This is a genomic window from Mitsuokella apri (genome assembly GCF_051886055.1).
Classification (GTDB): domain Bacteria; phylum Bacillota; class Negativicutes; order Selenomonadales; family Selenomonadaceae; genus Mitsuokella.
Genome location: NZ_JBJEXT010000052.1, coordinates 1 through 24,699, shown reverse-complemented (window position 1 = coordinate 24,699; position 24,699 = coordinate 1). Strand labels below are relative to the sequence as shown.

Below are 24,699 nucleotides of genomic sequence, written 5' to 3'. Positions count from 1 at the left end.
ACGACAGAAAGCGGCCGCGTTCCTTCTAAACGGGGCCGCTCGTTTGACTTTTTACCGAATTTTCATCTTATCAGCGGTACATTACCACGGCTGCGGCGTCATCGGCGTGACGACACCGAATGTATAGCCCTTGGCCTTGAGAATCTCGATGATTTTCGGCAGGGCCTTGACCGTTTCCTCATGGCCTTCGGAGCAGTGCATGAGGATGATCGCACTGTGCGCCGCTACGGACTGGTCGGTCTGGCTGTCGATATTGTCGATGAAATCCTGCGCGACCGGATGGTTCGGCGCGGCGTCGGCCGAGCTGACATTCCAGTCGTGCTCGACATAGCCGCTTGCCTTCAGCGCCGGTGCATAGGCATCCGTGAAATGGCCGATGACGCCGCCCGGAGCGCGCAGGATAAGAGGACGCACGCCGATGATGCCGTGGATGATCTCATCCGTGCGCTCCATCTCCGCGAGGAAGGTCTGCGGCGAGACGTAGAGCTTCTTGTAATCGTGGTCGTAGCTGTGGTTGCCGATGGCATTGCCCTCGTCAAAGATGCGCTGCAGGATGTCCGGATGCAGCTCCGCATGTGCGCCCGTCACGTAGAACGTAGCCTTGACGCCGTTTTCCTTCAGGATGTCGAGGATGGCCGGCGTGTTCTTGTCGTCGGGGCCGTCGTCAAAGGTCAGGTAAACGACTTTTCCTTCCTTATAAGGAGTGATGTTTGGCAGCACCGTCGTCAGATTCTTGGCGCGACGGTCCGACAGCGTGTATTTGTCGTAAACCGGCAGCGTGGGGTCCGTGAGCTGCAGATTCGAAAAATCATCGGCGGCGAGCACATAGGAGGGCTGCTCTGCCTTTTCGCTCTCCGCCGATGATGACGAAGAAGCGGCCTGTTCCTGATTTCCTTTATCGGACGTCATGCCGCAGCCTGTCAGCCAAAAGGCAGAGGACAAGAGAAAAAGTCCGGCAAACAAGCCAAGGACTTCTCTTAAATGGCGTAAATGGCGCATTTTCCGCATTTTCATTGTACATTTCCTTCTTTATCTACAGTATCGTTATGTACGGCATCGTTGGCAGCGTTTGCTTTCGGGGCATCGCCGGCGGCAGCGGATTCCCCGCCGTGCTGCCGCGCATAGGACTTCTCAAGCTGGGCCATGTATTTTTCCTGCAGCGACTCGATGCGCGCGGCGTATTCCGATTTGACCTTGAGCACAGCCGACTGCCGCTCGTTCTCGGCCTTGGCCATGAGCATGCGCTTCTCGTGCAGATACTGCTCTTCGAGGGCATCCGTGCGGGCCTTGAGCTCCTGCTCCTTTTCGCGCAGGGCGCGCTTCATCTTGTCGATATCGTTTTCAGCCTGCTTTTTGGCCTGCCGGGCGGCGTCGAGCTCACGGCGCAGGCCATCGCACGCATCCTGCAGGTCAGCAGCTTTCGCTGCCTCTGCCTGCCATTTTTCCTTTTCGGCCGTCAGGTTTTTGAGCTGCTGTGCCTGCAGATTGTTCAGGCGGTCCTTGTCTGCGAGGGCATCGGCCTGCGATTGGGCCGCAATGCGGGCATTTTCTGCGGCGTGGTCGGCCTCGCGCGTGACTTTTTCGAGCTGCTGACGGAAGGCTGCGGCCTGACTCTCCGCTTCCTTTTTCCTGAGCTCGATGTCCCTGCGCTCTTTTTCGGCGCGCTCCGCTTTATTCTGTGCCTCCTGCAGCGCCTGCTGCTGAGCGGCAAATTTCTTCGCAAATTCCTGACGGATGCGCTCTTCGGCATCGGCATTGACCGTCAGGGCATAGGTAAAGGCCTCCGACACGCGGTTTAAAAGGCTCTGAAATTCCTTGACTTCCATGCCGCGCTCCGGCAGGGCCCCTGCGGCCTTCTGCTGGGCATAGAGATTCGCGAGCGTCTGGAAGGTCCCATCCCAGGTCAGGTTCAGCTCCTCACAGATTTTCTGGAGCTTTGCACTCGTTTCCGGCTCCATTTTATAGGTTTTGACATTTGCCATACAAATCACCCCATCATTTGTTCTGCCTTCTAGTATAGTCTTTTCCCGCCCTGTGTGCAAAAGGGATTTTTACAGCAAAAAAGAAGGAACCATCGCAAAGACAGTTCCTTCTATTATAATACGATATTACTTCTATAATACGATATTACTTCCAGCCGAGTTTGGCGCGCTGGGCTTCCGTGTCGGCGACAATCTGTTTGCCGAGGGCAATTGGGTCGACGTTGACGTGCATGACAGCGCCGAGCGTTTCCTTCGTATCGCGCTTGAGGAAGTTCTCGACTTTCGTCGAGCCCTGCACGGGCGGCTCTACGCAGTGGTACGAATCGACACCGAAGAGGCGGAAGGCCAGCGAGGCATCGAGGCCCTTCTCATTCGACCATTCCGGACTCGAGAACGAATACGGCATATCCTTGATGGGCACGCCGGCCACAGCGGCGATGCCGCCGAAGATGGCCGAAGAGCGCGTGTTGTCGACGCATTCGCCGACATGCCAGACGGGCGGCAGGTCGTGCTCTTTGAGGAAGGCCTTCAGCGTATCGCCGGCCTCCTCGGCCCCTTCTTTGCTGCAGAGACCCATCTTTAAGAGCGGGAACGACGCGCAGCCGTTCGTCAGAATCAGGATATTGTTCTGAATCAGCGTGCGGGCGACGTCAAGTGTCGCGCGCTCGTAGACGACACGCGGATTCGAGCAGCCGACGATATTGCAGATGCCGCGGATGCGGCCGTCCTTCAGGGCCTCGTAGAGGTCCTTGAAGCCATGAAACTGCTCGGCGACATTTTCCGCCGTGAAGCCGACTTCAGCCGTGACTTCGTATTTCGGAATATGAACGGGGATATCGCGGCGCTGTGCAAAGCTCTCGATGGCGCGCGTGACAATCTTGCGCGCGATTTTCTCCGTATCCTCGACATTCGAATGGTAGTGGTCGTAGGCATAATGCTCGGCTCCCGGCAGGCGCGCATTATCAGAAGTCGTGACAACCGTCGTCTTGAAGCAGCGCGCGACGTCCATGATGGCAGGATAGACGTCCTGAACATCGGCACACCAGAGGTCGAGAGCACCCGTGCCGAGCACGAGCTCCGCGCCGACGGCATTTGAAAGCGGGATGACGCCCTCATAGCGGTACATGGCCGCGAGGCACGAGCAGCAGACGCCGTAGAACTGGATGCCCTTGGCACCGTGGGCCTTTGCGAGCTCAATCATCTCCGGCGTGCGGCCGATGCGCACGATCTCGCTGACAAGGGTCGGCAGATGGCCGTGCACGGCGATGTTGACCCAGCCCTCTTTGAGCGCGCCGATATTGACTTTCGACGTCGCGCGGTGGCCGTTGCCAAAGAGCACGTCCGTGCCGATATTCGCGGCGACGACACCCGTAAAGCAGAAGGCAAGGCCGCAGCGCAGGAATTCCTGCATGAGGCTCTCCCAGTCGCCATCCGTGCCGACGCCCGTACGGTGATAGGAATCGAAGACTTCATTATACGCACTGATGGGGATGATATCGAGCTTGTCCCAGACATCCTGACGCTCTTTCGGGGCCATCGCGCGGATGGTCTTGTAGTCGTCAGGCACGGCGCGGCTCAAATCCTCGAGAAGAATGTCGGCGAGCTCGCCCGTCAGCTGCTGGGCTGACTTGCCCTCCGTCTCAAGGCCGAAGGCCTTCGAGACGGTGCGGAGTTTCTTTTCGCCGAGAATCGGCAGCTTGAGGCGGCCTTCGGCGACAAATTTCATCGACAGCAGGAGTTCGCGGGCATGTGCGCCGTGCTGGGCGACGCCGGCTGCCGCACTGCGCAGCAGATTGCGCGCGACGATGACATCGGCATCGGCGCCGCAGACTCCGCGCGGGCTTTTCTTCGTGATCTTGCACGGGCCCATGTTGCAGATTTTGCAGCAGACGCCGGCCAGGCCGAACGTACACTGCGGCTTCTGCTGGTCGAAGCGGTCAAAGACCGTATCCTGGCCGAGCTGACCAAGGTACTTAATCATTTCGCGCACAGCGGGGTCCGGCGTCTCGCGCAGGACATCTTCCTTTGAGGCAAACGTCTTGCGGTACTCGGCGATGGCCTTCATATAGTCATTGACCCCGACTTCGTGATGCTCGCCCGGAGCATGCACATGCGTGCGCCAGTCCGGATGCTCGCCCGGCTTCAGCGGGCCGCCGTCATGGTGGTGATGGTGATGATGGCCATGCTCACCGTGCTCATGCTCATGCTCATGGTGATGGTGGTGATGAGCATGCTGCTCTTCATGCTCATGGTTATGAATGTGTTTTTCTTCCGACATAGCTGCTCTCCTATTGTTCCTGTTTCTATCTAAGAAAACATATATATATAGTATACTTTATGGTATCTCTATCATACTGATTTTCCCTGTGCTTGTCAATGTTTTTTTACACAGAAAACAAAAATGCCCGCGCACGTTTCTCACATTTCCATTGTACGCAGGCATTTGTCCGATATTCTGATAAGCAGAGATTTTTCTCAAGCGTCGATGCTTTTATGCAGGATATGCATGAGCTGCTGTGCGGTCTGGCGCAGATTCGTTTCCGTCACATGGCGTTCCATGGCTTCTGTCACGGACATCGGTTCGTGCAGGATGGAAAAATACGCATCGATGCCGTGCTGGTTGACGTTTTCGGCACCGCGCGCAGCCGCACCGCAGAGTGCAATCGTCAGGCAGTCTTTCTGGCATTTTTTCGCGAGCTGCGCGACGCCGACCGGCGCCTTGCCCATGGCCGACTGCGCGTCCATGCGGCCCTCGCCCGTAATTAAGACGTTCGCGACCTGCAGGCCTTTGTCGATGCCGATGGCCTTGAGCACAAGGTCGATGCCGGGCTTTAATTCGCCCTGCAGGAACGCGTGGAAGGCAAAGCCGAGGCCGCCCGCGGCACCGGCTCCGGCCAGTTCGCGTCCCTCACAGCCGAGTGCCGTCTCCGCAAGGCGCGCAAAATGGTCGATATCCCTGTCCATGCGCGCGACGACCTCAGGCGAAGCCCCCTTCTGCGGCGCAAAGACACAAGAACAGCCCTCAGGCCCCGTCAAGGGATTCTTGACATCGCAGGCAATTTCAAACTTACATTCTGCCAGGCGCTTATCGGCCCCGGTACAGTCAATGTGTGCGACCGCAGCAAGGTCCCCGCCCATAATGCCCGCTTTTGCACCCTCTGCCGTCAAAAAACGGAACCCCAGCGCCGTCAGCATGCCGAGGCCGCAGTCATTTGTCGCACTGCCGCCGAGTCCGATGATGAAATGACGGCAGCCCTTATCAAGGGCCGCGAGGATGAGCTCGCCGAGGCCGTACGTTGTCGTGCGCAGCGGATTGCGGCGCGCCATCGGCACGAGCGGCAGCCCCGAGGCATCGGCCATCTCGATGATGGCGGTTTTTGTCTGCGGCAGGCAGCCAAAGCGGCTCTTGATGGGCGTGCCGAGAGGTCCCGTGACCATGACGGGCACAATGCTGCCATGAAGTCCCTGCGTCAGGGCGTCGACCGTGCCCTCACCGCCATCGGCCAGCGGATACACTCTGACGATATCATCGGGATAACAGTCCAGAATCGCTTTTTTCAGGACTTCGCCCGCTTCCACGGAAGAAATCGAACCTTTGAACGAATCCATAGCAATGACAATGCGCATAACAGCCCCTCCTCTGCAGGCCTGAGGCCTGATTCTGTACATTTTTTGTTCTTTCTTTCTATTATATCACATCCTTATATCCATATCATATCCTGCTGGTTCACAGAAACATATGCTTGGCAAACAAAAACGGACCGGCACAAGGCCGGCCCACTTACAGGGAGCATGAGAAGCTTTATGCTTCCGATTCCACCAGATTTTCTTCTTTGGCACTGTTTTTTGCTGCTGCCTCGAGCTTGGCTTCACTGCGGAAGTAAAGGCCGATGGCGGCAAAACAGAAGAGGTTGACGATGAACGAGAACTGCATCGAGCCCGTGACGTCCGAGACAAAGCCCTGCAGGGCCGGCACAAAGGCACCGCCGACAATCGACATGACGACAATGGCACCGGCCGTTTCCGTGTACTTTTTCTCGACAGCTTCGAGCGTCTTGGCGTAAATCGTTGCCCAGCACGGTCCGAAGAGCAGGCTGACGGAGACCGCAGCCCAGAGAGCCGTCATATCCGGCACGAACGACGTGTACAGCAGAACGAGGCAGCCGATGACGGAATAGGCCACGAGGACTTTGTTGGCCGAGAATTTGGCCATGAGGAAATTTGCGACGAATTTGCCGATGAAGAAGCAGATGAAGCTGTAGACCATAAAGTTTGCGGCCATGCGCTCGTTGAAGCTCGGATTCAGGTGCAAAGCAAGGCGGATCGTGAAGGACCAGACGGCGACCTGCATGCCGACATAGAGGAACTGGGCCACAATGCCCTTCTTGAAGCGTTTGTTCTTCGCGAGGTACGAAAGCGTCTCGACGAGGCTCGGCACCTTGTCAGCGGCCGACTTGACCTTGCATTTCGGGAATTTCGTAATAGCAAACAAAATGAAGACAGCAGCGAGAATGTAAATCATCACATGATACGGCTCGAGCGTGTGCTGCAGCATTTCCATCTTGAAAGCTGCGGCCTGTGCGGCGTCCATCGTGGCGAGCTGGCTCTGCATGCTGCCGCCTTCCTGGAAAATCAGGTATTTGCCGAGCAGGATGCCGGCAATCGAGCCGATGGGCTGGAACGTCTGGCTGATGTTCAGGCGCAGCGTCGCGTATTTCTCGGGTCCGAGCATCGTGCTGTACGTGTTGGCCGAGGTCTCGAGGAAGCCGAGGCCGATGGCGATGGCGAAAATTGCCATGAGGAACATCGTGTACGTCGCCATGTGTGAAGCCGGGAAGAACAGGCAGCAGCCTGCAATGTAGAAACCAAGACCCGTGAGGATGGCCGTTTTGTACGTCGTTTTGCGGATGACCATCGAAGCCGGGATGGAAATCAGGAAATAGCCGCTGTAAAAGGCGCTCTGTACGAGAGCCGAAGCAAAGTCGCTCAGCGCAAAGACACTCTTGAACTGCGTAATCAGGACATCATTGAGGCTCGCGGCCGCCGCCCAGAGCGGGATCAGGCACGAGAGCAGGATAAACTGGAAAATCGGGGTTCTGCTGATATACCCATTGTCATACTGGATGATTTCTTTTTTTGCCATCGGATTAAATCCTCCTGAATCATTTTTATGCAAGATGCCGCCCGAAAGGCTCAGGCATCGAGAAAGCCGGCAAATTCTTCGGCATCGGCGTAGGAATCCTGCGTGCCTTTGCGCGTGACACTCAGCGCCGCGTACTGCGAAGCGCGCTGCATCGAGCCGAGCACATCTTCCGTGCGCGCATACGTGTCGACAAAGCAGCCGATGAAGGCGTCGCCGGCGCCCGTGCTGTCGACGGCGTCGACTTTCAGCGAAGGCACAAGCTGCGTCTCTTCTTCCGTGACGAGCAGCGAACCGCGGCTGCCCATTGTCACGATGACGTTCGAAAGGCCTTTTTTGACAAGGCTCTTCGCGGCGTCTTTGACATTTTCGATGGTGTCGACGGGCTTGTCGACGAGGATGGAGAGTTCTGTCTCATTCGGCACGAAGAAATCGCACTGGCAGGCCATGTCGAGCGAGAGTTTGCGGCTGGCTGGAGCCGGATTCAGGAGAACTTTGATATCATGCGCCTTAGCAAAGCGGATGGCGGCATAAACCGTCTCTAAGGGCACCTCGAGCTGCAGGACGAAAAGGCCGCATTTTGAAAGTTCCCCAGCTGCCCTCTCGATATCTTCCGGCCGCAGTTTTTCGTTGGCGCCCGGGTTGATGAGGATGCGGTTCTGGCCCGACTCGTCGACGACGATCGTCGCAATGCCGTTTGACGTATCCTTTGCCGTTTTTACAAGGCTCATATCAATATGATGGTTCTGAAAATTCTTGCGTGACTGTTCGCCGAACATGTCATCGCCAACGGACGTCATCATCACGACGTCGGCGCCGAGCTTTGCGGCTGCGATGGCCTGATTGGCCCCCTTGCCGCCGCTCGCGATATGGAAGCCGCTGACGCGGCGCGTTTCGCCGGCCTGCGGCATTTCATCCGTATACGAGACGATATCCATCATCGTCGACCCAATCACTGCAATCTTCATCTTATTTCCTCCTATATATTTATCTTTCTCTCATTCTGCCCGCGGGTTCCCAACGCTGCCCCGCTCAATCAGCTTGTTGTAAACCTGAATGCGCATTCTCGCCTGCGAAGGCTCGCGGATGAGCTCCAAAAGGCGGCGCACGGCCGTTTGGCCAAGTTCCTTCTTATAAACGTGAATCGTCGTGAGGCCCGGAGCACAGACTTCGCTGAAGTCGATGTCGTCAAAGCCGATGATTGACACATCCTCCGGCACGCGGTATTTGTACTTCTGCAGGGCCTGCATCGCGCCAAGCGCGATCATGTCGTTGTCCGCGAAAAACGCCGTCGGCAGCTCCACGCCATTTTCGAGCAATCTGCCAAACGCCTCATAAGCCCCCGTGATGGACACGGGCATCTCGAACTGGAAGGACTCCGCGGCCGGCAGCCCGTGTTCGAGCAGCGCGCGGCGGTAGCCATTGGCACGGCAGATAAAATTGCGCGTGCGCACGGAACCGTAGAGATAGCCGATTTTCTCATGTCCCTTCGCAATGAGATAGCGCACGGCCTCGGCGACGGAATTTTCGTTTTCCATCAAGACGCACTGAAACGGCAGATTCTCAAACGAGCAGTCGAGCAGCACCAGGGGCATCTGCGCCCTGAGGAACGGCTCCGCGTTCTTTTCGTCGAGTTCCGTGCCGATGAGAATCATGGCCGACGAGGTGTCCCCCAAAAGCTCCTCGACCTGCTGCTTGTAATCCGGCTCCTGCCGGTAGAGATTGACGAGCTTTGTCTCGTAGCCGTTCCTGCGGCTCTCGTTCTCGATGCTCTCAATCAGCGAAGCGAAAAACGGCGCGTCGGAGCAGACCTCGCCGCTGTCGCGGTAAATCACGAGCCGTATGCTCTGGATGCGGCTGCTCACGACATAGCCGTATTCACGCGCCAATGCCAGTATCTTCTGTGCCGTTTCCTGATTGACCCCGCGCTTGCCGTTCAGGGCGTTCGAGACGGTTGCTGCCGAAAAGCCCGACAGCTCGCTTAATTTTTTGATGTTTATCTTCACGGTCCCAGCCTCCTTGTTTCTTCTTACCATTCTAAACGAAGCAGGCGGAACGCGCAACGACAAGACCCTTCCCTTTTTCTTTGCTTTCTTTGTCTCAGGGACCATCAATGCCTTAGAAGACAACGCCGGCACGCAGGATCACGTTGGGATACGGCGAAAACTCACCGGTCCGGATCGCAAACTTTGCCTTGGCCGAAAGCTGCTTGAGCTCTTCGTGCGGCATGTACTCAAACGGCACCGTGTCAAGCTTCTCCTGCAGATAGGCGTGCAGGTCCTTGTTCTCCGTCTTGATTTCCTCGGCGAGGCAGCAGCCCTCGACTTCGGCCTCTTCAAGCACGGCGTCAAGAACGCTTTTAAACGACGGCACGCCGGCCGTCACGGCTAAATCAATGACCTCAACTCCCGGTGGAATCGGCATGCCGGCATCTCCGACCATGAAAAGGTCTTTATGCCCGAGTGCTGCGATGCAGCGCGAAAGCTCCGCATGCAGGATGCCATGTTTCTTCATCAAAATCTCCCCTTACCTTATATTGACCAGATTCGCCAGCTCTTTTCTGTTCGATTTATTCTTCTTTGTCGGCTGACTTCTTTCTGTTTCCTTACAGATGCTATTATAACGCGTGACGTAAAATAAATCAATAGATTTTTAGATATTATTTTATATATTTTTAGGGGAAATTTTCTTGTTTTTGGTAAAATAAGCGTTTTACTGCGCTGATATAGGCATTTTTAGACGTTTTATCACTTGTTTAGGCATGGGTATAAATTTTATTTCCGTTCACTTATAACCTTTTATGTAAAATATTATATAAATATTTTTGTAAAATTTTACATAAAAATACCGCTGTCACCACAAAGACACAGCGGTATAAAGGTGATTTTGTTTTATTTGCCGAACGTGCGGATGGCCTGGCCCGTGATGCGGCGGACTCCCTTGAAGTCTTCGGCACCGGCGTCGGCCATGCATCTGGCGACAAGTTCCGTGGAAATCGGGGCCATGCCCTTAAAGAGGCCGATGGCATTCAGGGCCTGTATGGCCTTGACGGACACCGTCTCCAAAGGACGCTTTGCGTGCTTGCGGATAAGAGACGGCGGCTGCAGGATTGTGAGCCCCGCAAAGCCGAGTGCTTCCATCTCGTCTTCGATGCGTCCCTTGAGATTCAGGTAGAAAAACTTCGACTGGGCATCCGCACCGACGGACGAGACGAGCACCATATGGCGGACGCCGTGTTTTTTCGCAAATTCCGCAAACATCATCTGGTAATCGTGGTCGACATGGTACTGGGCGGCCTTTGAGCCCGCCTGTTTTTTCGACGTGCCGAGGGCCGAGAAAATCACGTCGCCCTGCACGAGGTCCTGCCAGCCTTCCGTGCGCCCAAAATCCACGACATACGCCTTGAGCTTTTTATGCTCGATGCCGAGCTCGCGCCGCGCAAAGGTCCGCACTTCCGTATAGCGCGGGTCACTGCAGAGCACCTGCACGAGGTCGCGTCCGACAGCCCCCGTCGCCCCTACTACAATTGCCTTCATCTCTAAAACATTTCCTTCATTCTATTGGTTCGATTCATCGTTTTGCCCGCGAAACGCGCCTTCAGGCATTCTGCGTCCCTGCCAGGCTGCCAAGGTAATCCCTGCACAGATGCTCCAGCGTGCCATCCGTGCGGAATCCCTGCAGGATCTCGTTGACTTTATCCACCAGCGGTGCGCAGTCTTCGCTGAGCACGATGCAGAATTCATCCTTCGTAAAAGGACTTGCCAAAAGCGGCGCGGCCAGACGCGGATCTTCCTTCACGTAAAAGGCGGCTTCGACCGTCTCCGTGATCATGACATCGGCTTCGTTTTCGGCAATGCGCGCCGGAATCAGGGCATTGTCCGCGGCGAGGCGGATTTTTGCCTGCTTAAAATGACTTTCCACGAAATCCTCGTTCGTGCCGCCCGGATTGTACATGACGCGCACATCCGGCTGGTCCACATCCGCAAGGCTCTGGAAGCGTTCTTCCTCGCCCTTGCGGCAGAGGATGGTCTTGCCCACAGACAAATAGCCTGCCGACAGCGTCATCTTCTGCGCGCGCTCTGCCGTGCGCGAAATGCCGCCCACAGCCATGTCAAAGCGCGAGAGCTTCGCGTCATCGGCCAAAGACGCCCATGAAGTCGGCACAAAATCCACTTTTACGCCGAGGCGTGCAGCCAGCCGCCAGGCCAGCTCGATATCAAAACCCTGATAGCCATTCAGCAAATCACTGCTGTACGCCATGGGGCAGTAATCCCCCGGAGTGGCAACGATGAGTTTCCCGCGGCTCTGTATTTTTTCGAAAGCGGCTCCACCGCTCTTTTTCTCAGTGTACACCATAGCTCGCCCGGAAACGCTGATTGATTTCGCGAATTTCCATCTTGCCGTCGATATACGGCTCAAACATCTTGAACGGGTCCCCCACGCCTAAAGCGCAGCCCGAACAATTCTCACAGCCTGACTCGCACGAGAGCGAACGGCGGACAATTTCCACGCGCTCCTCCCGCGTCGTGTCCTTTATCAGGACGCTCTTATAACCTGTCATAGAAATCTTCCTTTCTAGCTTTCTATATTGATATACCCCAATAGTAAAATTCCCGTCTCCAGAAATTTCTTCTCATCCTATTATAGAAGATTTTTATCATAAAAGATACACATTTTGATGTATTTCTTGAAGCAAACATACGAGCGCAAAAAATGTCTGCTATTATTAGTCCAGATACTATTTTTCTCGTACTTATTTGCCCTTTATCGTATAATGTATCCTGTATAAAAATTTTTATCTTTATTTTCTTTTCACGGTTTACATTTTGATTGTAAGTGCTATAATCAAAAACAATCTCTCAATCATATTTATCATTTATCTAGAAAGGGCGTATAAATTATGGAACAAAATAAGAACTCCCTCAAGATCCCAAAAATCCTCTGGTTTCAGCTGTTCCTGCTGGCGCTCGGCTATGCGTTTTATTCGGCAAACCGCCTTTCGTTCGGCGTAGGCCTCAAGGCCGTCGCAGCCTCGCTTTCGCTGACAGCCGTACAGCTCGGCACCATCGGCACGATTTTCACCCTTGGTCAGGCACTCGTCGATATCCCGGCAGGGTACCTCGCTGACCGCTTTGGCCGCAAGCGCATGCTGATTTTCGGCATGGTCGGCCTCGGCTGCATGACGGCCTGCGTCACGACGTCGGCAAGCTTTGTCGGCGCGGCCTTCTGGCGCGTCTGCTTCGGTATTTTTGAAGGCTGCTGGAACATCGTCATGTACTCGGTCGCAGGCTCGATTTTCCCGGCTGCCCGCGCCATGCTCAACGGCCTCATGATGACCTTTTACTCTGTCGGCGCTTATGTCGGCCCGACGTATTACGGCTGGAGCCTGCAGCGCACGGGGGACTGGAGCATCGGCCTGCAGCACATGGGCCTCGTCACGGTCATCTTCGGCCTGCTCCTGATTTTCGGCTTCAAGAAAAAATACACCGATACCTCGACCGACATCAAGCGCATCCACCTCGTTGAAGCCATCCGCACCGTCGGGTTCAACAAAGTTGTCTGGCTCGGCGTGCTCATCCAGATTTTGAACATCATCCCGTACTGGGGCTTTGCCTCGATGGGCCCGTACCTCTTCATGACGTACAAAGGCTTCAGCCCGGTCGAAGCCGGCTCGTTCTTCGGTGCCATCTACGGCATCGGCGGTCTCAGCGGCGTCGTGCTCGGCTTCTTTGCCGATAAATTCGGCCGCAAACCGACCATCATCTGCCTTTCGGGACTCAACGCACTCTGCGCCATCCTGATTTTCCACTTCATCCCGCAGACGTCCCCGATTCTCTACATCGTCGGCGGCATCATGGGCATCGGCCTGCATGCCATCTACGTCCTCGGCTACACGATTGCACAGGACGGCGTCAGCACGAGCCAGATTGGCCTCGCCACGGGCATTGTCGGTGCTTCAAGCTACTTCCTTTCCTTCTTCTCGGGCCCGCTCATGGGTTTCCTGACGACCACGCTCGGCCATGTCGCAGCACTCGACATCATCGTCGTCGCCTTTGAGGCCTGCCTCTTCGTCGTGGCGCTGCTCATGAAAGAGACGAAGAACCGTCATGTCGAACAGAAAGCATAAAACGGATTCCTGCTATATAATATAGAAGAAACTTTGCAAAAAGGTCAGCCCCCGAGCTGACCTTTTTATTTTGCGCGGAATGTGCTATCATCAAGACATACTATGTCGCACGAAAGGATTTGAATACATGACCAGCATCAGAAAAGTCAATGTCACCTGCCCCGAATGCCATACACAGGGCGAGTTCACGGTCTATAAGAGCATCAACACGAAAGAGAGCCCCGCGCTCAAGGAAAAAGTCCGCGACGGCTCGCTGTTTCAGTTCGTCTGCCCGAGCTGCGGCGCAAAGACAACGGTCGACTATCCGTTTCTCTACCATCAGCCCGAGGACCACTTCATGATCAACTACGGCAAACTCGAGGACGGCCGCAAGGCCCTCGAAATGCTGCGCGGCAAGGGCGTTGCACTCAAAGACTGGGCCGAAGAAATGGAAAAGACGACGCGCCCCTACGTCCTGCGCGCTGTCGACGACCGACTCGCCTTCCGCGAAAAACTCTTTATCTTCGATGCCGGTCTCGACGACCGCCTCGTCGAAATCTACAAATTCATGGTCCTTTACCAGTACGCCGCAGCCGGCAAGGCACAGGGCGGCGAAAAGGCCTATTTCTACACGGATTCCAAGGGACACCACCGCGTCCAGCTCGTGCGCGGCAAGGAAACACTCGGCCTCGCCGACTTCTCGCGCAAAATCTACAACGAAGTCCACACCCAATACGCGAAAAAGCTCCATGACATCCGCAAATCCGACCCCGTCATCGACACGAACTGGGCCCAGAACTTCCTGAAGTCCCTCGCGGAAATCTAAAATCCGGCAGGGCTTCCAAAAGCGATGAGCACAGTCTTTTGACATCAGGGATATTCTTCATATTTTCTTCACATTCCGGCCACAGCTTCTGCACATTTTTTCTTTATAATGAAGCCATACAAGAACAGGTACAGGATGAATCGAAAGGAAGGATATCTTATGATGATGACCAATTACATGGAAGTGCTCATGAGCAATGAACCTTGGAACCTCATTGCCTTCATGGTCCTGCCCGTCGCGATGGCCGAGCTTTTGACGGCTGCGGAGCTCTTCATTCTCGCGCGGCCCGAAAGGAGCGCGGGCTGGAAGCGCCTGAGCCACGGCCTCGGCCTTGCCGCCGGTATTTATTTTGCCATCGTCTTCCTCTATTTTGTGCTGCACGTCATCCCGGGACTCACGTTCCGCGGCTGGATTGACGAACTCGCCGTCTTCGCCTATCTCGCCGGCATCTTCCCGCTCGGCGCCATCACGCTGCAGGAGCTCGGCGTCTTCGGCGGACCGTCCGCCAAGCGCCAGTGGCACCACATCCTGCTGCTCATTGGCTTTTTGATTGTCAGCCACATCGCCATGATTTTCGGCATGGTCGACCCGACCCTCGGCGGCTGGCAGCCGCCCGTGCAGCAGAACATGATGAACATGCAGCATGATATGGGCAATATGCCAATGGACCACGATGATATGGGCCATATGAACAACGCGGACATGAACGAAATGCACCAGTCGATGCATCACGGCTCCCATTCGATGAATCAGGGCAGCCAGCAGTAAAGCATGGGGCCGCTGTCGGCACCTGCATTATACATTATATAGAAGGGAATGAACGAGATGGAAACAAACAGGACCGTCCTCCTCGTCGACGATGACGCCAGACTCCGCAGTCTGCTGCGCGATTTCCTGCAAAAGGAAAACTGGCAGGTCGAAGAAGCGGCCGACGGCATCGAGGCACTCGCGGCGATTGCCGCCAAGCGTCTCTCCATCGTCATTCTCGACCTCATGATGCCAAAGCTCGATGGCATTGAAGTCTGCCGCCGCGTGCGCCAGACCTCGCAGGTGCCCATCATCATGCTGACGGCACGCGACGATGAAGTCGACAAATTATTAGGACTCGAAATCGGGGCTGACGATTATCTCGTCAAGCCCTTTTCCATGCGCGAGCTTGCGGCCCGCATGAAGGCCATTCTGCGCCGCACGGGCGGCCTGCCGCAGCAGACTGCCGTTCCTGCCGATACGCTTTCTGCCGGCGGGCTTTGCCTGCATGTGCAGCAGCATACAGCAGAACTTGATGGCAGGTCCTTAGCGCTTACCCCGATTGAATTCTCGATGCTCGAACTCTTCCTGCGCCACCAGGGACAGGTTCTAAGCCGCCTGCAGCTCTTAGATGCCGCCCATGGCTTTACCTTTGAAGGCTACGAGCGCACGATTGACGCGCACATCCGCAATCTGCGCAAAAAAATCGAACGCGACACGCACGCGCCCAAGTACATCCAGACCGTCTACGGCATCGGTTATCGCTTTGACGGCGGAACAGACGGAGGTGAACATCGTGTTTGACCCACGCAGCGCAAAATGGAACAGCGTGCAGTGGAAAGTCGCGGGCAGCACGTTTCTGCTGCTCGCTTTCACCGTCTGTAGCCTGATTTTTCTCACACAGCACCAGATGGAAGCGGCCTTTGGCGATTATCTCTCGCTGCACCTTGCCGTCATGGAACACGGTGCGGCCGAAATGATGTTCATCCATTCCGTCCATCAGTCGCTCTGGTGGGTCGGACTGTTCTTCATCCTGCTCGGCTTCCTCATAAGCTCGCTCATCGGCGCGAGCATCACACGGCCCCTTCGCCGGCTCACATCTGCAGCCGAGGAAGTCCGGCACGGCCATTTCGACCAGCGCGTCAAAGTCACGTCGGCAGATGAAGTCGGCCGGCTCGCCGAAGTCTTCAACCAGATGGCCGCAGAACTTGAGAAGAGCGAAGCCACAAGGCGCGATTTTTTTGCAAGCATCACGCACGAACTGCGCACGCCGCTGGCTGTGCTGCAGGGCTCACTCGAAAATATGACGAGCGGCGTGAGCGAGCCGACACCTGAGCAGCTCTTCGCCATGCAGGAAGAGGTCATGCGCCTGAGCCGGCTCGTGACAGACCTGCGCGACCTTTCCCTCGCCGAAGTCCACGAACTCAAGCTTCACATCAAAAAAGTCGACCTCGGCCAGCTCGCTTCGCAGATGGTCATGCTGATGCAGCCGCTTTTCGAAGAAAAACAGCAGGAACTGCGCTGTGAAATCCCTAAAAAATCCCTGCTGCTGCACCTCGACGCCGACCGCATGCGCCAGGTCATCGGCAACCTGCTCATCAACGCGGGCCGCCACACGCCAAATGGCAGCCATATTGTGCTGGCACTGAGCGAAACAAGCGAAGAAATCCTGCTGACCGTCACCGACGACGGCGAGGGCATCGCGAAAGACGAACTCCCCCATATCTTCGACAAATTCTACCGAAGCTCAAGAAATGCCCAGAGCGAAACAAACAGCCCCGCGGGCGGCTCCGGCATCGGCCTCGCCCTTGCCAGGCAGTACGTCGAAATCCAGCACGGAACCATTACCGTCTCATCCTCCGCAGAAGGCACGAGCTTTGTCATCCATCTGCCCAAATCCCTGAAAAGCGAATAACCTATAAAAACAAAAAAGACAGAAGAACCTTTCTCACGCTCATGAAAGTTTCTTCTGTCTTTTGCTTTTGTCTTTATCTTGCCTGCAGGCTCCGGCGCAGCGCCGCGATGCCGCGGATATCGTCGGGCGTCGTGCGGCAGCAGCCGCCGATGAGCCTTGCACCGGCCTCGTACCACTGGCGCACAAAATCATGATACGGCGTCGGGCTGCCGTGCCATGTCTTCGTCACGGCGTCGTACGTCTCGCCTGTATTCGGGTAAACGACGACGGGTTTTGCCGTATGTTCGCGGATCTTTTTGATGAGGTCCGCGACATACTGCGGCGCCGTGCAGTTGACGCCAATCGCCGCGACCTGACTTTCCCTGTCGAGCACGCGCGCGCAGTCCGCGATTTTATCGCCGCCGCAGGTGTGCTCCGCGTCTTTGCACGAAAACGAAATCCACGCGCCGGCATCCGTGTAGCGGTGCAGGTCATCAAGAATCGCCAACGCTTCATCGAGCAGCGGCAAAGTCTCGCAGGCCAGAATATCGGGCTCCGCGCCTACGAGAATATCAAGGCGTTCCGCGTGAAAGTCGGCAAGCTCCGCACGGCTTACATGATAGTCGCCGCGGTACTCCGAGCCGTCGGCGAGATACGCGCCGTACGGTCCGACCGAAGCAGCCGCGAGCGGCCTCGGCCTGCCCTGCCGTTTCGCCTGCTGCGCCCAAAACTTATCCCTTGCCTGCTGCACAAGGCGGACGGAACGCACGATGAGCTCCCTTGCCTGCTCGCGCGAAAAGCCCTTCTTCTCAAAGCCCTCGACCGTCGCCTGATAGCTCGCGCTCGTCGAGACATCGGCACCGGCCTCATAATAATCGCGGTGCACAGCCTCGACCAGCTCCGGTTTCTCAAAAAGCGCCTTGGCCGACCAGAGTTCATCATTCGTGTCAAAGCCGCGCCGCGCGAGCTCCGTGCCAAACGCGCCGTCAAGCACGATGAGCGGATATTTCGACAGGTATGTCTCAATCGTATTCATACAAAATCCCCCTCTACTCTCTTACTTATCCTCTAAAAGCTCCTGCGGAGGCTCCTTGCCAAACCATTTCTGGTAAATCTCCGTGAACTTGCCATTGGCCTTGATTTTTGCGAGACCATCATCAATCTTCTTCAAGAGCTCCGTATTACCCTTGAGCACCGCGATGCCGAGGTCCTCCTTCGTCAAAGCGACTTCGGCCGTGCGCACATTCTTGTTGTTTGCATGCGCGACATAGTACTCATTCGTCGGAATATCGTTGACGACGGCATCGACGCCGCCGTTCTGGACCTCAAGGAACGCCTCATTAATCGCGTTAAACACGCGGACATTGGCATTTGGGATTTTGCGCGCGGCTTCCTCACCCGTCGAACCGATTGAAACGCCGAGCGTCTTGCCCTCGAGGTCCTTGGCCGTGTGAATCGTATCGTTGTCCGCCCTTACGACCACACCGAGGCCCGCGATGTAATACGGCTTCGAGAAATCGACCGACTGCTTGCGGTCATCCGTAATCGTGATGTCGTTGATCGCCACATCGATTTCCTTTGCCTGCAGCGCCGGGATCAGGCCATCGAACGAACGGTTGCTGATCTCAACATCGAAACCTTCCTCGGCACCAATCGCGCGGATAATATCAACATCGAAGCCCTCATACTCATTCGTATCCTGATTCTGCGAACCGAACGGCGGATAGCTTGCATCCATGCCGACTTTCAGCACCTTCTTGTCCGACTGCGCCTGCTGCCCGCAGCCAGCCGCCAACACTGCCGTGCCGAGCAGACAGATGCTCAAAAGCAATAAGATTATTTTCTTCATATCATGCACACCTCACGCAACGTTATTGTATCTTTGTTAAGACTCATCTTACCGTATAATGCATACTATGTCAATATGCATTATAAAAGTTATGAGATTCATTTGTATTTTGAATGAGTCTGAACCTTTACATTTGCCCGATGTTTATTGACTTTTCTGTCTATAACCTTTACACTAAAACCAAGAAAGGAGTGTTGTTTTATGAGTAAGAAACAAAGAAATGCACTGATTACGCTCATAATCGGTGCCATCATCTGGTTCTCACCCGTTCCGGACGGCGTGACGGTTGTCGCCTGGCATCTTGCAGCTGTCTTTATCGCGACAGTTGTCGGCTTCATCCTGCAGCCTCTGCCAATCGGCGCAGTCGCCTTCATCGCCATCACGTTTTCGACGCTGAGCGGACTTTTAAAAGTCGGCGACGCGCTCGCAGGCTACGGCAATTCCACGATCTGGCTCATTGTCTGTGCCTTCCTTTATTCACGCGGCTTCATCAAGAGCGGCCTCGGCAAACGCATCGCCTTCGGCATTATCAAAGCCATCGGCAAGAGTGCCTTGTCCCTTGGCTATGCCATCGCGTTCAGTGAACTCATCATCTCTCCTGCCACGCCATCGGCCACGGCCCGCGGCGGCGGCATCATGTACCCGATCGTCCGTTCCCTCGCCGGCGCGCTCGGCTCCGAGCCGGAAAAAACGGCTAAGAAAATCGGTACCTATCTCATGCAGGTCGGCTATCACTGCGACGCCGTGACCTGTACGATGTTCGTGACGTCCATGGCCGGCAACCCGCTCTGCGTGGCCCTCGCCGCCAAAACGCTCGGCGTTGAAGTCACCTGGATGGGCTGGGCCAGTGCCGCGATTGTGCCGGGTCTCCTGAGCCTGCTGCTCGTCCCGCTCGTCATGCTCAAACTGACGAAACCGGAGCTCGTCAGCATCCCCGATGCCAAGCAGCTCGCACAGAAAGAGCTCACGGCCATGGGCCCGATGTCGCGCAGCGAAAAATATCTGACTGCCGTCTTCCTCGGCTCGCTGTTCTTCTGGGCTACGTCCGGCCTCACGCACATCGGCGCTACGCCGGTTGCCATGGCCGCCGTCTGCATCATGATCATCTTTGACGTCATCAACTGGAAAGATGTACTGAGTGAAAAAGGCGCTTGGGACGCCATGTTCTGGATGGGTTCGCTCATGACCCTTGCTTCTGCCCTTGCCAAATCCGGCATCATCAAATGGATGGCCGGCTCCGCAGGTGCAGCGATTTCCTCGCTCGGACTCGGCTGGGTCGCTTCGGCACTCATCCTGCTGCTCTTCTACACCTACATTCATTACTGCTTCGCCAGTGTCACGGCCCGCATCAGCGCGCTCTACGCCGCGTTCATCGCCGTCGCTGTCGCCGTCGGTGCCCCGCCGCTCATGACGGCCATCATCTTCGGCATCTTCGCCGACGTCCCGATTTCCCTCACGCATTACGGCAACGGCTGCGCCCCAATTTACTTCGGTGCCGGCTACGTCACGCAGGGTGAATGGTGGCGCAATGGCTTCATCATGACGACCATCACCACGCTCATCTACCTGACCATTGGCGCTGCCTGGTGGAAAGTTATCGGACTCTGGTAAACTTCGAAAAACAGCATAAAACGTACGGATAAAAAACTGCCCTGCATGAGCCGGATAAAAATTCCAGCCCATGCAGGGCAGTTTCCTTCTATTATATATAGGTGCAGACAAAGCGCGGTCACTTCGTCCAGGTCACAGAGCCGATGGCATCACTCGAATAGATGCCGCGATTGTGTTCATAGTCCGTTCTTGAACCCCTGTAATATGTTGTCGTATACGAATTATCGCCATTGCTCGTAATCGCAACACCATAATATCCCGAAGTACCGCTCTTGACGCTTTGGCTGCTCAAACCATTCGAACCGTACTTGCCGACAATGCCCCACATATCCGTCATGGATACACTGCCGTTCGGATTGGGAGCAGTCCACGAAAAAACCTTAGGCTTTCCGCCTGCCGGCCAACTTATGCCGGATACCCATCCGAAAAAATAATATCTCCGTTGCGAATGGCTTTCTCGACAGCTCTGGCAATATCATCCATACTCTGCTTGTCCTGCTTCTCTTCGTCCGTATAATTGCTCTCATCAATCTGCGGCAGCTGGATACCTTCCAGAGTATCAGCCACCTGCAAAAAAGTCTGCTTGATGCCGCCCGCAAGTCCGCTATTGCTGAACAAAGCCGCCGCGCAGCCCACAACGAACGCCAGCAGCAGGGCATATTCGACAATGCCCTGTCCGTGTTCCCCTATGATTTTTTTCAGCCACGTTCTCATTGCCAGCACCTCAAAAATCGGAAAAGACCCCCACTGCCAACAGTCGATCTCTCTTTTAAATCAAATTGTTCTTGCATTATTATTGTAAGCAATTGATAAGGTATCTGTCAAATACGAATGTCCCTTTGCCAATGCCATCAAGAAAAAAGCATCTCACAGAAATCTTTAACTCGTACCGGCGTCTCCGGATGCTCGCCATCGCCATCTTCTTCCTTTCAGAATCTTATGTTATAATAAAATTAATTAAGGATAGCGCCCAAAGGGGAGGGAAAATTTTTATGGCTAATCAGACCATCCCGCAAGACCGTCACCAAAGGGCTTTAGCCATCGTAAAGCGCTTTCGTCTGATGGATGATGATTTCATGAAACGCTGTCTAAAAGACAATACAGCAGCAGTAACCTGTATCTTGCAGATTATCCTGAACAAAAAGGATTTAACCGCTCTCTCCTGCCAGATTGAATATACCATTCCGAGTCTGCAGGGAAGAGGAATCCGTCTTGATGTACACGCCATTGACAGTCAGAACCGTGAATATGACATTGAGATTCAGCGCAGTGACAAAGGTGCCGGCCGCAAGCGGGCCCGCTTTAACAGCAGTCTGCTTGACCTCAACAGCCTGCCCAAGGGAGCTAATCCTGAAAAGCTGCCGGAAACCTACGTCATTTTCATCACAGAAAACGATGTATTGCAGCACCGTCTGCCACTCTACCATATCGAACGCATCGTTGAAGAGCTGCAACAGCCCTTCCATGATGGCGAGCATATCATCTACGTGAACGGTGCCTATACCGGTAATGATGAAATTGGAAAGCTTATGCACGATTTCCGCAGCCGGGACTACCATGACATGCATTTTGAACCATTACGGGAGACTGTTCGCCGCTATAAAGAAAATCCGGAAGAGGTGAATACCATGTGCAAAGAAATTGAAGAATGGATGGCAGAAGAACACCATGCAGGCGAAGAAAAAGGTTCTTTAAAAACTCTTTTGACCAGCGTACGCAGTTTGATGGAATCACTTCACTGTGACAAGGATAAAGCCATGGACCTTTTGAAGGTACCTCTTGACATGCGCAAGAAGATCACGATGATGTTGTAAACGAAAAACATATAGAAAAATCCTCGCGGACGTTGACACCGCGAGGATTTTTCGTACATAGACCAATCGGAACAAAAGAGCTCATCAGCGACACAATTCCCACAGCCGCTCAATGCTAAAGACGCATAGCCTAAAATCTGTCAAAATCTTTAACAGGTGCCGGCTTCTCCGGATGCTCGCCAAGTATCTTCTCCATCCATGCGACATCGTACCACCGGCCAAATTTATAGCCGCTCTGGTGAAACGTGCCGACCATTTCGTAACCAAGCCTCTTATGAAACGCGACGCTGCCATTTGTCAGATACGGGTCATCGTCCGTCCGCGGCACCGCAATGCACGCATTAATGTTGAGAATTCCCATCTTGCGCAAAGCTGCTTCCAAAGCATCATAAAGCCTGCGCCCGATCCCAAGCTTGCGTGCATCTTTGTCGACATAAATGCTCGACTCGACCGACCAGCCGTACGCCGCGCGGCCGTAAAATTCGTGCGCATACGCATATCCGAGGACTCTGCCGTCCTTTTCTGCGACGAGATACGGATAATGAGCGAGAATCTTCTCGCGGCGCGCGTTCATCTCCGCCGCGTTCGGCGCTTCGTATTCGAAGGTGATGGCTGTGTGCTCTACGTAGTATTGATAGATTCTCGCTAAAGATTCGGCATCGTCTGACTGTGCCATGCGAATTGTGATGTCTTCTGTCATGCTATTTCTCTCCCATATTGACCTATGCCAAATAAAAAGACATGAAACACAAAAGTTCAAGGTCTTTTATGGTTCATGTCTATGCAATTACAAAAATTTTTCGTGCCATTTTTAAGCTGCCTGTGCGGCAGATAACTATATACCGCATATTTCTTGACGCGCTTAATTTTTCTAAACTGCCTGTACGGCAGATAACGGTGCTGCGAGATGGCTCTAAGACTTATGTTGTCTTGTATTTCTGCTCTCTAACTTTATTTAACCAAAATTTCAGCTATCTGTCAATTAAAGCTTTATCCCTTTGCAGTCCCTGCATGCATTCAGTTCTGCTATATTTGACAGGATTCATGGCGATAGTATTAAGATTTTTCGCCACTCCAACGGTCAGTATTTAATGCATGAATTTTCCTCATCAGTTGACTACCTGATTCCCAAAGTATGGACACAAGGTAACTTCCCCATAGGCAAAAGCTGACTTTTCCGCATTCTCTATGGTATAATGAAAGCAAAAAGGGGTGCTTGCCTTGACACGAGAAGAAGAGCTTTCGCGGCAGCTCGATGCCGACCATTACAACCCGATGAACGACGTCCTCTTCAAGTTCATTTTTGGTAAAGAGGAGCGCAAGCAGATCACGATTGACTTTTTGAACGCCGTGCTGCAGCAGTCGCTCGGCCATGCCATTGCCGACATCCGTTTTGACCAGACGGAGAAAACACCCGAACATGAGGACGACAAGCTGACGCGTCTCGATGTGGCCTGCGAACTCGATACGGGCGAGCAGGTCGACGTCGAAGTGCAGGTCGTCAACGAGAAGAACATCCAGCGCCGCACGCTTTACTACTGGGCGCAGATGTACCTGATGTCCCTGCCGGCCGGCAAAAAGTATCAGGACCTGCGGCCGGCGATTACGATTAACATCCTCGGCTTTTCCGTGTTTCACCATGCAAAGCCGCACTCGCGCTTCATCCTCTACGATGAAGTCAACAGCCTGCGGCTGAATCAAGACCTCGAGCTGCATTTTCTCGAAATCCCGAAATACGCCGAGGCACCGAAAAAGCCGATTGGCCAGCTGACGAAGATGGAACGCTGGCTCGCGTATTTTGCCAACCAGCTGACGAAAGAAGAACGGAGGGAACTGGCGATGAAAGACGAAAAAATCAAAGATGCGATGGACGCGACGCAGGTCTTTTTGAGCGACAAAGAAGAGCGCCGCCGCTACATCAACCGCGAAATGGCCATCATGGACCGCCGCTCCGAACTTGCCTCGGCACGGGAAGATGAGCGGAAAAAGACCATGCTTAGAAATATCCAAACCTTAATGCGAAAAGGCAGTCTTAGCATGGAAGCCGCTATGGATATGCTCGATATCCCCGAAGCTGATCAGACAAAATACGCAGAGCTCATTCAGAAGAACTTGCATTAACTTAAATACAAGAAGCCCCGCCATGCTGCGGGGATTTTTGTGCCCAAAACTGAATTGTTCTTGCTTGTCAATCCATTTCTTCGCGTCGCACACCGAGGCCGGACGGCAGTCCCCTTCGGCAAAAGAAAAGAAGCCAGCAATCTATTTCGTCTGCCAGCTTCTTTTCAGAGCACTTTATGAAAACTATAATTAGGATATCATGTTTTAACGTATTTGTCAAATATTTCGGAGCGATTTATCCAGTTTTTTCAAGCAGTAGGAATTTGATTTGTCTTTGTTTTCTTTTTGACTTTTATAGAAGGGAATAATTAAAAAAGGAAAGTCAAAATAACAAAAAAGGCCCCGCAGGACCCCCGCGAAGCCGTGTAATTCCTAGTGGTGCCGAAGAACGGATTTTAACTGGTTCCGAAATAATGAAACGTAGAAATGTCATGTCTACAAGATGCCTCGTATTGACAATGCGGAATGATTGACACATTCCCTCACGGGCGGCTGCAATCGAATGAAGAAATAGACAAAGTCAATTCTCATATGTTTACAATCAATATATTATGGTAACAGCACTTTACAACTTTTGAAGCAAAATAAAATCGCATAGCCTCCCTCGCG

Annotated in this window: 24 protein-coding genes; 8 read left to right on the top strand and 16 right to left on the bottom strand. The window is 54.2% G+C overall.

Features of this window, described 5'->3' with window-relative positions; all coding sequences use genetic code 11:
- Positions 1-81: 81 nt before the first annotated feature.
- From ACI4OH_RS08090 to ACI4OH_RS08040, 11 genes are all read right to left on the bottom strand, one after another.
- Complete coding sequence (locus ACI4OH_RS08090; RefSeq protein WP_439784565.1) at positions 82-1,014, bottom strand: polysaccharide deacetylase family protein; 933 nt, start codon at positions 1,012-1,014, stop codon at positions 82-84.
- Complete coding sequence (locus tag ACI4OH_RS08085) at positions 1,011-1,982, bottom strand: coiled-coil domain-containing protein (RefSeq protein ID WP_432646800.1); 972 nt, start codon at positions 1,980-1,982, stop codon at positions 1,011-1,013. The genes ACI4OH_RS08090 and ACI4OH_RS08085 overlap by 4 nt, the downstream gene beginning before the upstream one ends.
- 145 nt (positions 1,983-2,127) lie before the next feature.
- Positions 2,128-4,260 carry an anaerobic carbon-monoxide dehydrogenase catalytic subunit gene (cooS, locus tag ACI4OH_RS08080; RefSeq protein ID WP_439784564.1) on the bottom strand — a complete coding sequence of 711 codons (2,133 nt, stop codon included), beginning with the start codon at positions 4,258-4,260 and terminating at the stop codon, positions 2,128-2,130.
- Positions 4,261-4,457: 197 nt separating this feature from the next.
- A complete protein-coding gene (locus ACI4OH_RS08075; RefSeq protein ID WP_435722073.1) occupies positions 4,458-5,609 on the bottom strand; it encodes a glycerate kinase family protein in 1,152 nt (383 codons plus the stop codon).
- 175 nt (positions 5,610-5,784) lie between these two features.
- Positions 5,785-7,125, bottom strand: coding sequence for an L-fucose:H+ symporter permease (fucP, locus tag ACI4OH_RS08070; protein WP_435722072.1), 1,341 nt, complete (start codon positions 7,123-7,125; stop codon positions 5,785-5,787).
- A gap of 50 nt (positions 7,126-7,175) precedes the next feature.
- On the bottom strand, positions 7,176-8,090 hold the full coding sequence (gene rbsK / locus ACI4OH_RS08065) for a ribokinase (protein WP_435722071.1): 915 nt from the start codon (positions 8,088-8,090) through the stop codon (positions 7,176-7,178).
- Between the two features lie 30 nt (positions 8,091-8,120).
- Positions 8,121-9,128 (bottom strand): LacI family DNA-binding transcriptional regulator, encoded by a 1,008-nt coding sequence (locus ACI4OH_RS08060; RefSeq protein WP_432646795.1) that lies wholly within the window; start codon positions 9,126-9,128, stop codon positions 8,121-8,123.
- 112 nt (positions 9,129-9,240) lie between these two features.
- Positions 9,241-9,636 (bottom strand): D-ribose pyranase, encoded by a 396-nt coding sequence (rbsD, locus tag ACI4OH_RS08055; protein WP_432646794.1) that lies wholly within the window; start codon positions 9,634-9,636, stop codon positions 9,241-9,243.
- Positions 9,637-10,013: 377 nt separating this feature from the next.
- A complete protein-coding gene (locus tag ACI4OH_RS08050) occupies positions 10,014-10,658 on the bottom strand; it encodes an NAD(P)H-binding protein (protein WP_439784563.1) in 645 nt (214 codons plus the stop codon).
- A gap of 61 nt (positions 10,659-10,719) precedes the next feature.
- Positions 10,720-11,478, bottom strand: a complete 759-nt coding sequence (locus ACI4OH_RS08045; protein ID WP_439784562.1) for a transporter substrate-binding domain-containing protein — start codon at positions 11,476-11,478, stop codon at positions 10,720-10,722.
- On the bottom strand, positions 11,465-11,683 hold the full coding sequence (locus ACI4OH_RS08040) for a hypothetical protein (RefSeq protein WP_432646791.1): 219 nt from the start codon (positions 11,681-11,683) through the stop codon (positions 11,465-11,467). The genes ACI4OH_RS08045 and ACI4OH_RS08040 overlap by 14 nt, the downstream gene beginning before the upstream one ends.
- Positions 11,684-12,022: 339 nt before the next feature.
- Here ACI4OH_RS08040 and ACI4OH_RS08035 point away from each other — a divergent pair, with 339 nt between their 5' ends.
- From ACI4OH_RS08035 to ACI4OH_RS08015, 5 genes are all read left to right on the top strand, one after another.
- Positions 12,023-13,249, top strand: a complete 1,227-nt coding sequence (locus ACI4OH_RS08035) for an MFS transporter (RefSeq protein WP_432646790.1) — start codon at positions 12,023-12,025, stop codon at positions 13,247-13,249.
- Positions 13,250-13,376: 127 nt separating this feature from the next.
- The gene (locus ACI4OH_RS08030; protein ID WP_432646789.1) at positions 13,377-14,054 is read left to right on the top strand and encodes a CpXC domain-containing protein; all 678 of its coding nucleotides are present in this window, start codon (positions 13,377-13,379) and stop codon (positions 14,052-14,054) included.
- Between the two features lie 159 nt (positions 14,055-14,213).
- Entirely contained in the window at positions 14,214-14,822 is a 609-nt protein-coding gene (locus tag ACI4OH_RS08025) for a DUF6803 family protein (RefSeq protein ID WP_432646788.1), read from the top strand.
- Positions 14,823-14,870: 48 nt separating this feature from the next.
- Positions 14,871-15,605, top strand: a complete 735-nt coding sequence (locus tag ACI4OH_RS08020) for a response regulator transcription factor (RefSeq protein ID WP_439784561.1) — start codon at positions 14,871-14,873, stop codon at positions 15,603-15,605.
- On the top strand, positions 15,598-16,716 hold the full coding sequence (locus ACI4OH_RS08015; RefSeq protein WP_432646786.1) for a sensor histidine kinase: 1,119 nt from the start codon (positions 15,598-15,600) through the stop codon (positions 16,714-16,716). Before ACI4OH_RS08020 ends, ACI4OH_RS08015 begins: the two co-directional genes overlap by 8 nt.
- Before the next feature lie 73 nt (positions 16,717-16,789).
- On the opposite strand, the gene mmuM is transcribed toward ACI4OH_RS08015, so the two are convergent.
- Positions 16,790-17,731, bottom strand: coding sequence for a homocysteine S-methyltransferase (mmuM, locus tag ACI4OH_RS08010; protein ID WP_439784560.1), 942 nt, complete (start codon positions 17,729-17,731; stop codon positions 16,790-16,792).
- Positions 17,732-17,752: 21 nt separating this feature from the next.
- Complete coding sequence (locus ACI4OH_RS08005) at positions 17,753-18,544, bottom strand: basic amino acid ABC transporter substrate-binding protein (RefSeq protein WP_432646784.1); 792 nt, start codon at positions 18,542-18,544, stop codon at positions 17,753-17,755.
- A 201-nt stretch (positions 18,545-18,745) separates the two neighbouring features.
- Here ACI4OH_RS08005 and ACI4OH_RS08000 point away from each other — a divergent pair, with 201 nt between their 5' ends.
- Complete coding sequence (locus tag ACI4OH_RS08000) at positions 18,746-20,155, top strand: DASS family sodium-coupled anion symporter (protein WP_435722063.1); 1,410 nt, start codon at positions 18,746-18,748, stop codon at positions 20,153-20,155.
- A 118-nt stretch (positions 20,156-20,273) separates the two neighbouring features.
- Here the strand turns inward: ACI4OH_RS08000 and ACI4OH_RS07995 are convergent, their stop codons facing one another.
- Both ACI4OH_RS07995 and ACI4OH_RS07990 read right to left on the bottom strand, forming a co-directional pair.
- On the bottom strand, positions 20,274-20,492 hold the full coding sequence (locus ACI4OH_RS07995; RefSeq protein WP_435722062.1) for a hypothetical protein: 219 nt from the start codon (positions 20,490-20,492) through the stop codon (positions 20,274-20,276).
- Positions 20,493-20,560: 68 nt separating this feature from the next.
- Entirely contained in the window at positions 20,561-20,869 is a 309-nt protein-coding gene (locus ACI4OH_RS07990; protein ID WP_439784559.1) for a Flp family type IVb pilin, read from the bottom strand.
- 278 nt (positions 20,870-21,147) lie between these two features.
- Here ACI4OH_RS07990 and ACI4OH_RS07985 point away from each other — a divergent pair, with 278 nt between their 5' ends.
- On the top strand, positions 21,148-21,969 hold the full coding sequence (locus ACI4OH_RS07985) for a PD-(D/E)XK nuclease family transposase (protein ID WP_435722060.1): 822 nt from the start codon (positions 21,148-21,150) through the stop codon (positions 21,967-21,969).
- 130 nt (positions 21,970-22,099) lie between these two features.
- On the opposite strand, the gene ACI4OH_RS07980 is transcribed toward ACI4OH_RS07985, so the two are convergent.
- A complete protein-coding gene (locus tag ACI4OH_RS07980) occupies positions 22,100-22,669 on the bottom strand; it encodes a GNAT family N-acetyltransferase (protein ID WP_439784558.1) in 570 nt (189 codons plus the stop codon).
- A 521-nt stretch (positions 22,670-23,190) separates the two neighbouring features.
- On the opposite strand from ACI4OH_RS07980, the gene ACI4OH_RS07975 reads away from it, so the two are divergent.
- The gene (locus tag ACI4OH_RS07975; protein WP_435722058.1) at positions 23,191-24,090 is read left to right on the top strand and encodes an Rpn family recombination-promoting nuclease/putative transposase; all 900 of its coding nucleotides are present in this window, start codon (positions 23,191-23,193) and stop codon (positions 24,088-24,090) included.
- The last annotated feature ends 609 nt before the right edge of the window (positions 24,091-24,699 follow it).

Coding starts and splice junctions, on each gene's coding strand:
- ACI4OH_RS07990 (WP_439784559.1), bottom strand. CDS start 20,869: ATGAGAACGTGGCTGAAAAAAATCATAGGGGAACACGGACAGGGCATT.
- ACI4OH_RS07995 (WP_435722062.1), bottom strand. CDS start 20,492: ATGACGGATATGTGGGGCATTGTCGGCAAGTACGGTTCGAATGGTTTG.
- ACI4OH_RS07985 (WP_435722060.1), top strand. CDS start 21,148: ATGGCTAATCAGACCATCCCGCAAGACCGTCACCAAAGGGCTTTAGCC.
- rbsK (WP_435722071.1), bottom strand. CDS start 8,090: ATGAAGATTGCAGTGATTGGGTCGACGATGATGGATATCGTCTCGTAT.
- ACI4OH_RS08005 (WP_432646784.1), bottom strand. CDS start 18,544: ATGAAGAAAATAATCTTATTGCTTTTGAGCATCTGTCTGCTCGGCACG.
- ACI4OH_RS08035 (WP_432646790.1), top strand. CDS start 12,023: ATGGAACAAAATAAGAACTCCCTCAAGATCCCAAAAATCCTCTGGTTT.
- ACI4OH_RS08075 (WP_435722073.1), bottom strand. CDS start 5,609: ATGCGCATTGTCATTGCTATGGATTCGTTCAAAGGTTCGATTTCTTCC.
- ACI4OH_RS08090 (WP_439784565.1), bottom strand. CDS start 1,014: ATGAAAATGCGGAAAATGCGCCATTTACGCCATTTAAGAGAAGTCCTT.
- mmuM (WP_439784560.1), bottom strand. CDS start 17,731: ATGAATACGATTGAGACATACCTGTCGAAATATCCGCTCATCGTGCTT.
- fucP (WP_435722072.1), bottom strand. CDS start 7,125: ATGGCAAAAAAAGAAATCATCCAGTATGACAATGGGTATATCAGCAGA.
- ACI4OH_RS08085 (WP_432646800.1), bottom strand. CDS start 1,982: ATGGCAAATGTCAAAACCTATAAAATGGAGCCGGAAACGAGTGCAAAG.
- ACI4OH_RS07980 (WP_439784558.1), bottom strand. CDS start 22,669: ATGACAGAAGACATCACAATTCGCATGGCACAGTCAGACGATGCCGAA.
- ACI4OH_RS08030 (WP_432646789.1), top strand. CDS start 13,377: ATGACCAGCATCAGAAAAGTCAATGTCACCTGCCCCGAATGCCATACA.
- ACI4OH_RS08020 (WP_439784561.1), top strand. CDS start 14,871: ATGAACGAGATGGAAACAAACAGGACCGTCCTCCTCGTCGACGATGAC.
- ACI4OH_RS08040 (WP_432646791.1), bottom strand. CDS start 11,683: ATGACAGGTTATAAGAGCGTCCTGATAAAGGACACGACGCGGGAGGAG.
- ACI4OH_RS08025 (WP_432646788.1), top strand. CDS start 14,214: ATGATGATGACCAATTACATGGAAGTGCTCATGAGCAATGAACCTTGG.
- ACI4OH_RS08000 (WP_435722063.1), top strand. CDS start 18,746: ATGAGTAAGAAACAAAGAAATGCACTGATTACGCTCATAATCGGTGCC.
- ACI4OH_RS08045 (WP_439784562.1), bottom strand. CDS start 11,478: ATGGTGTACACTGAGAAAAAGAGCGGTGGAGCCGCTTTCGAAAAAATA.
- cooS (WP_439784564.1), bottom strand. CDS start 4,260: ATGTCGGAAGAAAAACACATTCATAACCATGAGCATGAAGAGCAGCAT.
- rbsD (WP_432646794.1), bottom strand. CDS start 9,636: ATGAAGAAACATGGCATCCTGCATGCGGAGCTTTCGCGCTGCATCGCA.
- ACI4OH_RS08050 (WP_439784563.1), bottom strand. CDS start 10,658: ATGAAGGCAATTGTAGTAGGGGCGACGGGGGCTGTCGGACGCGACCTC.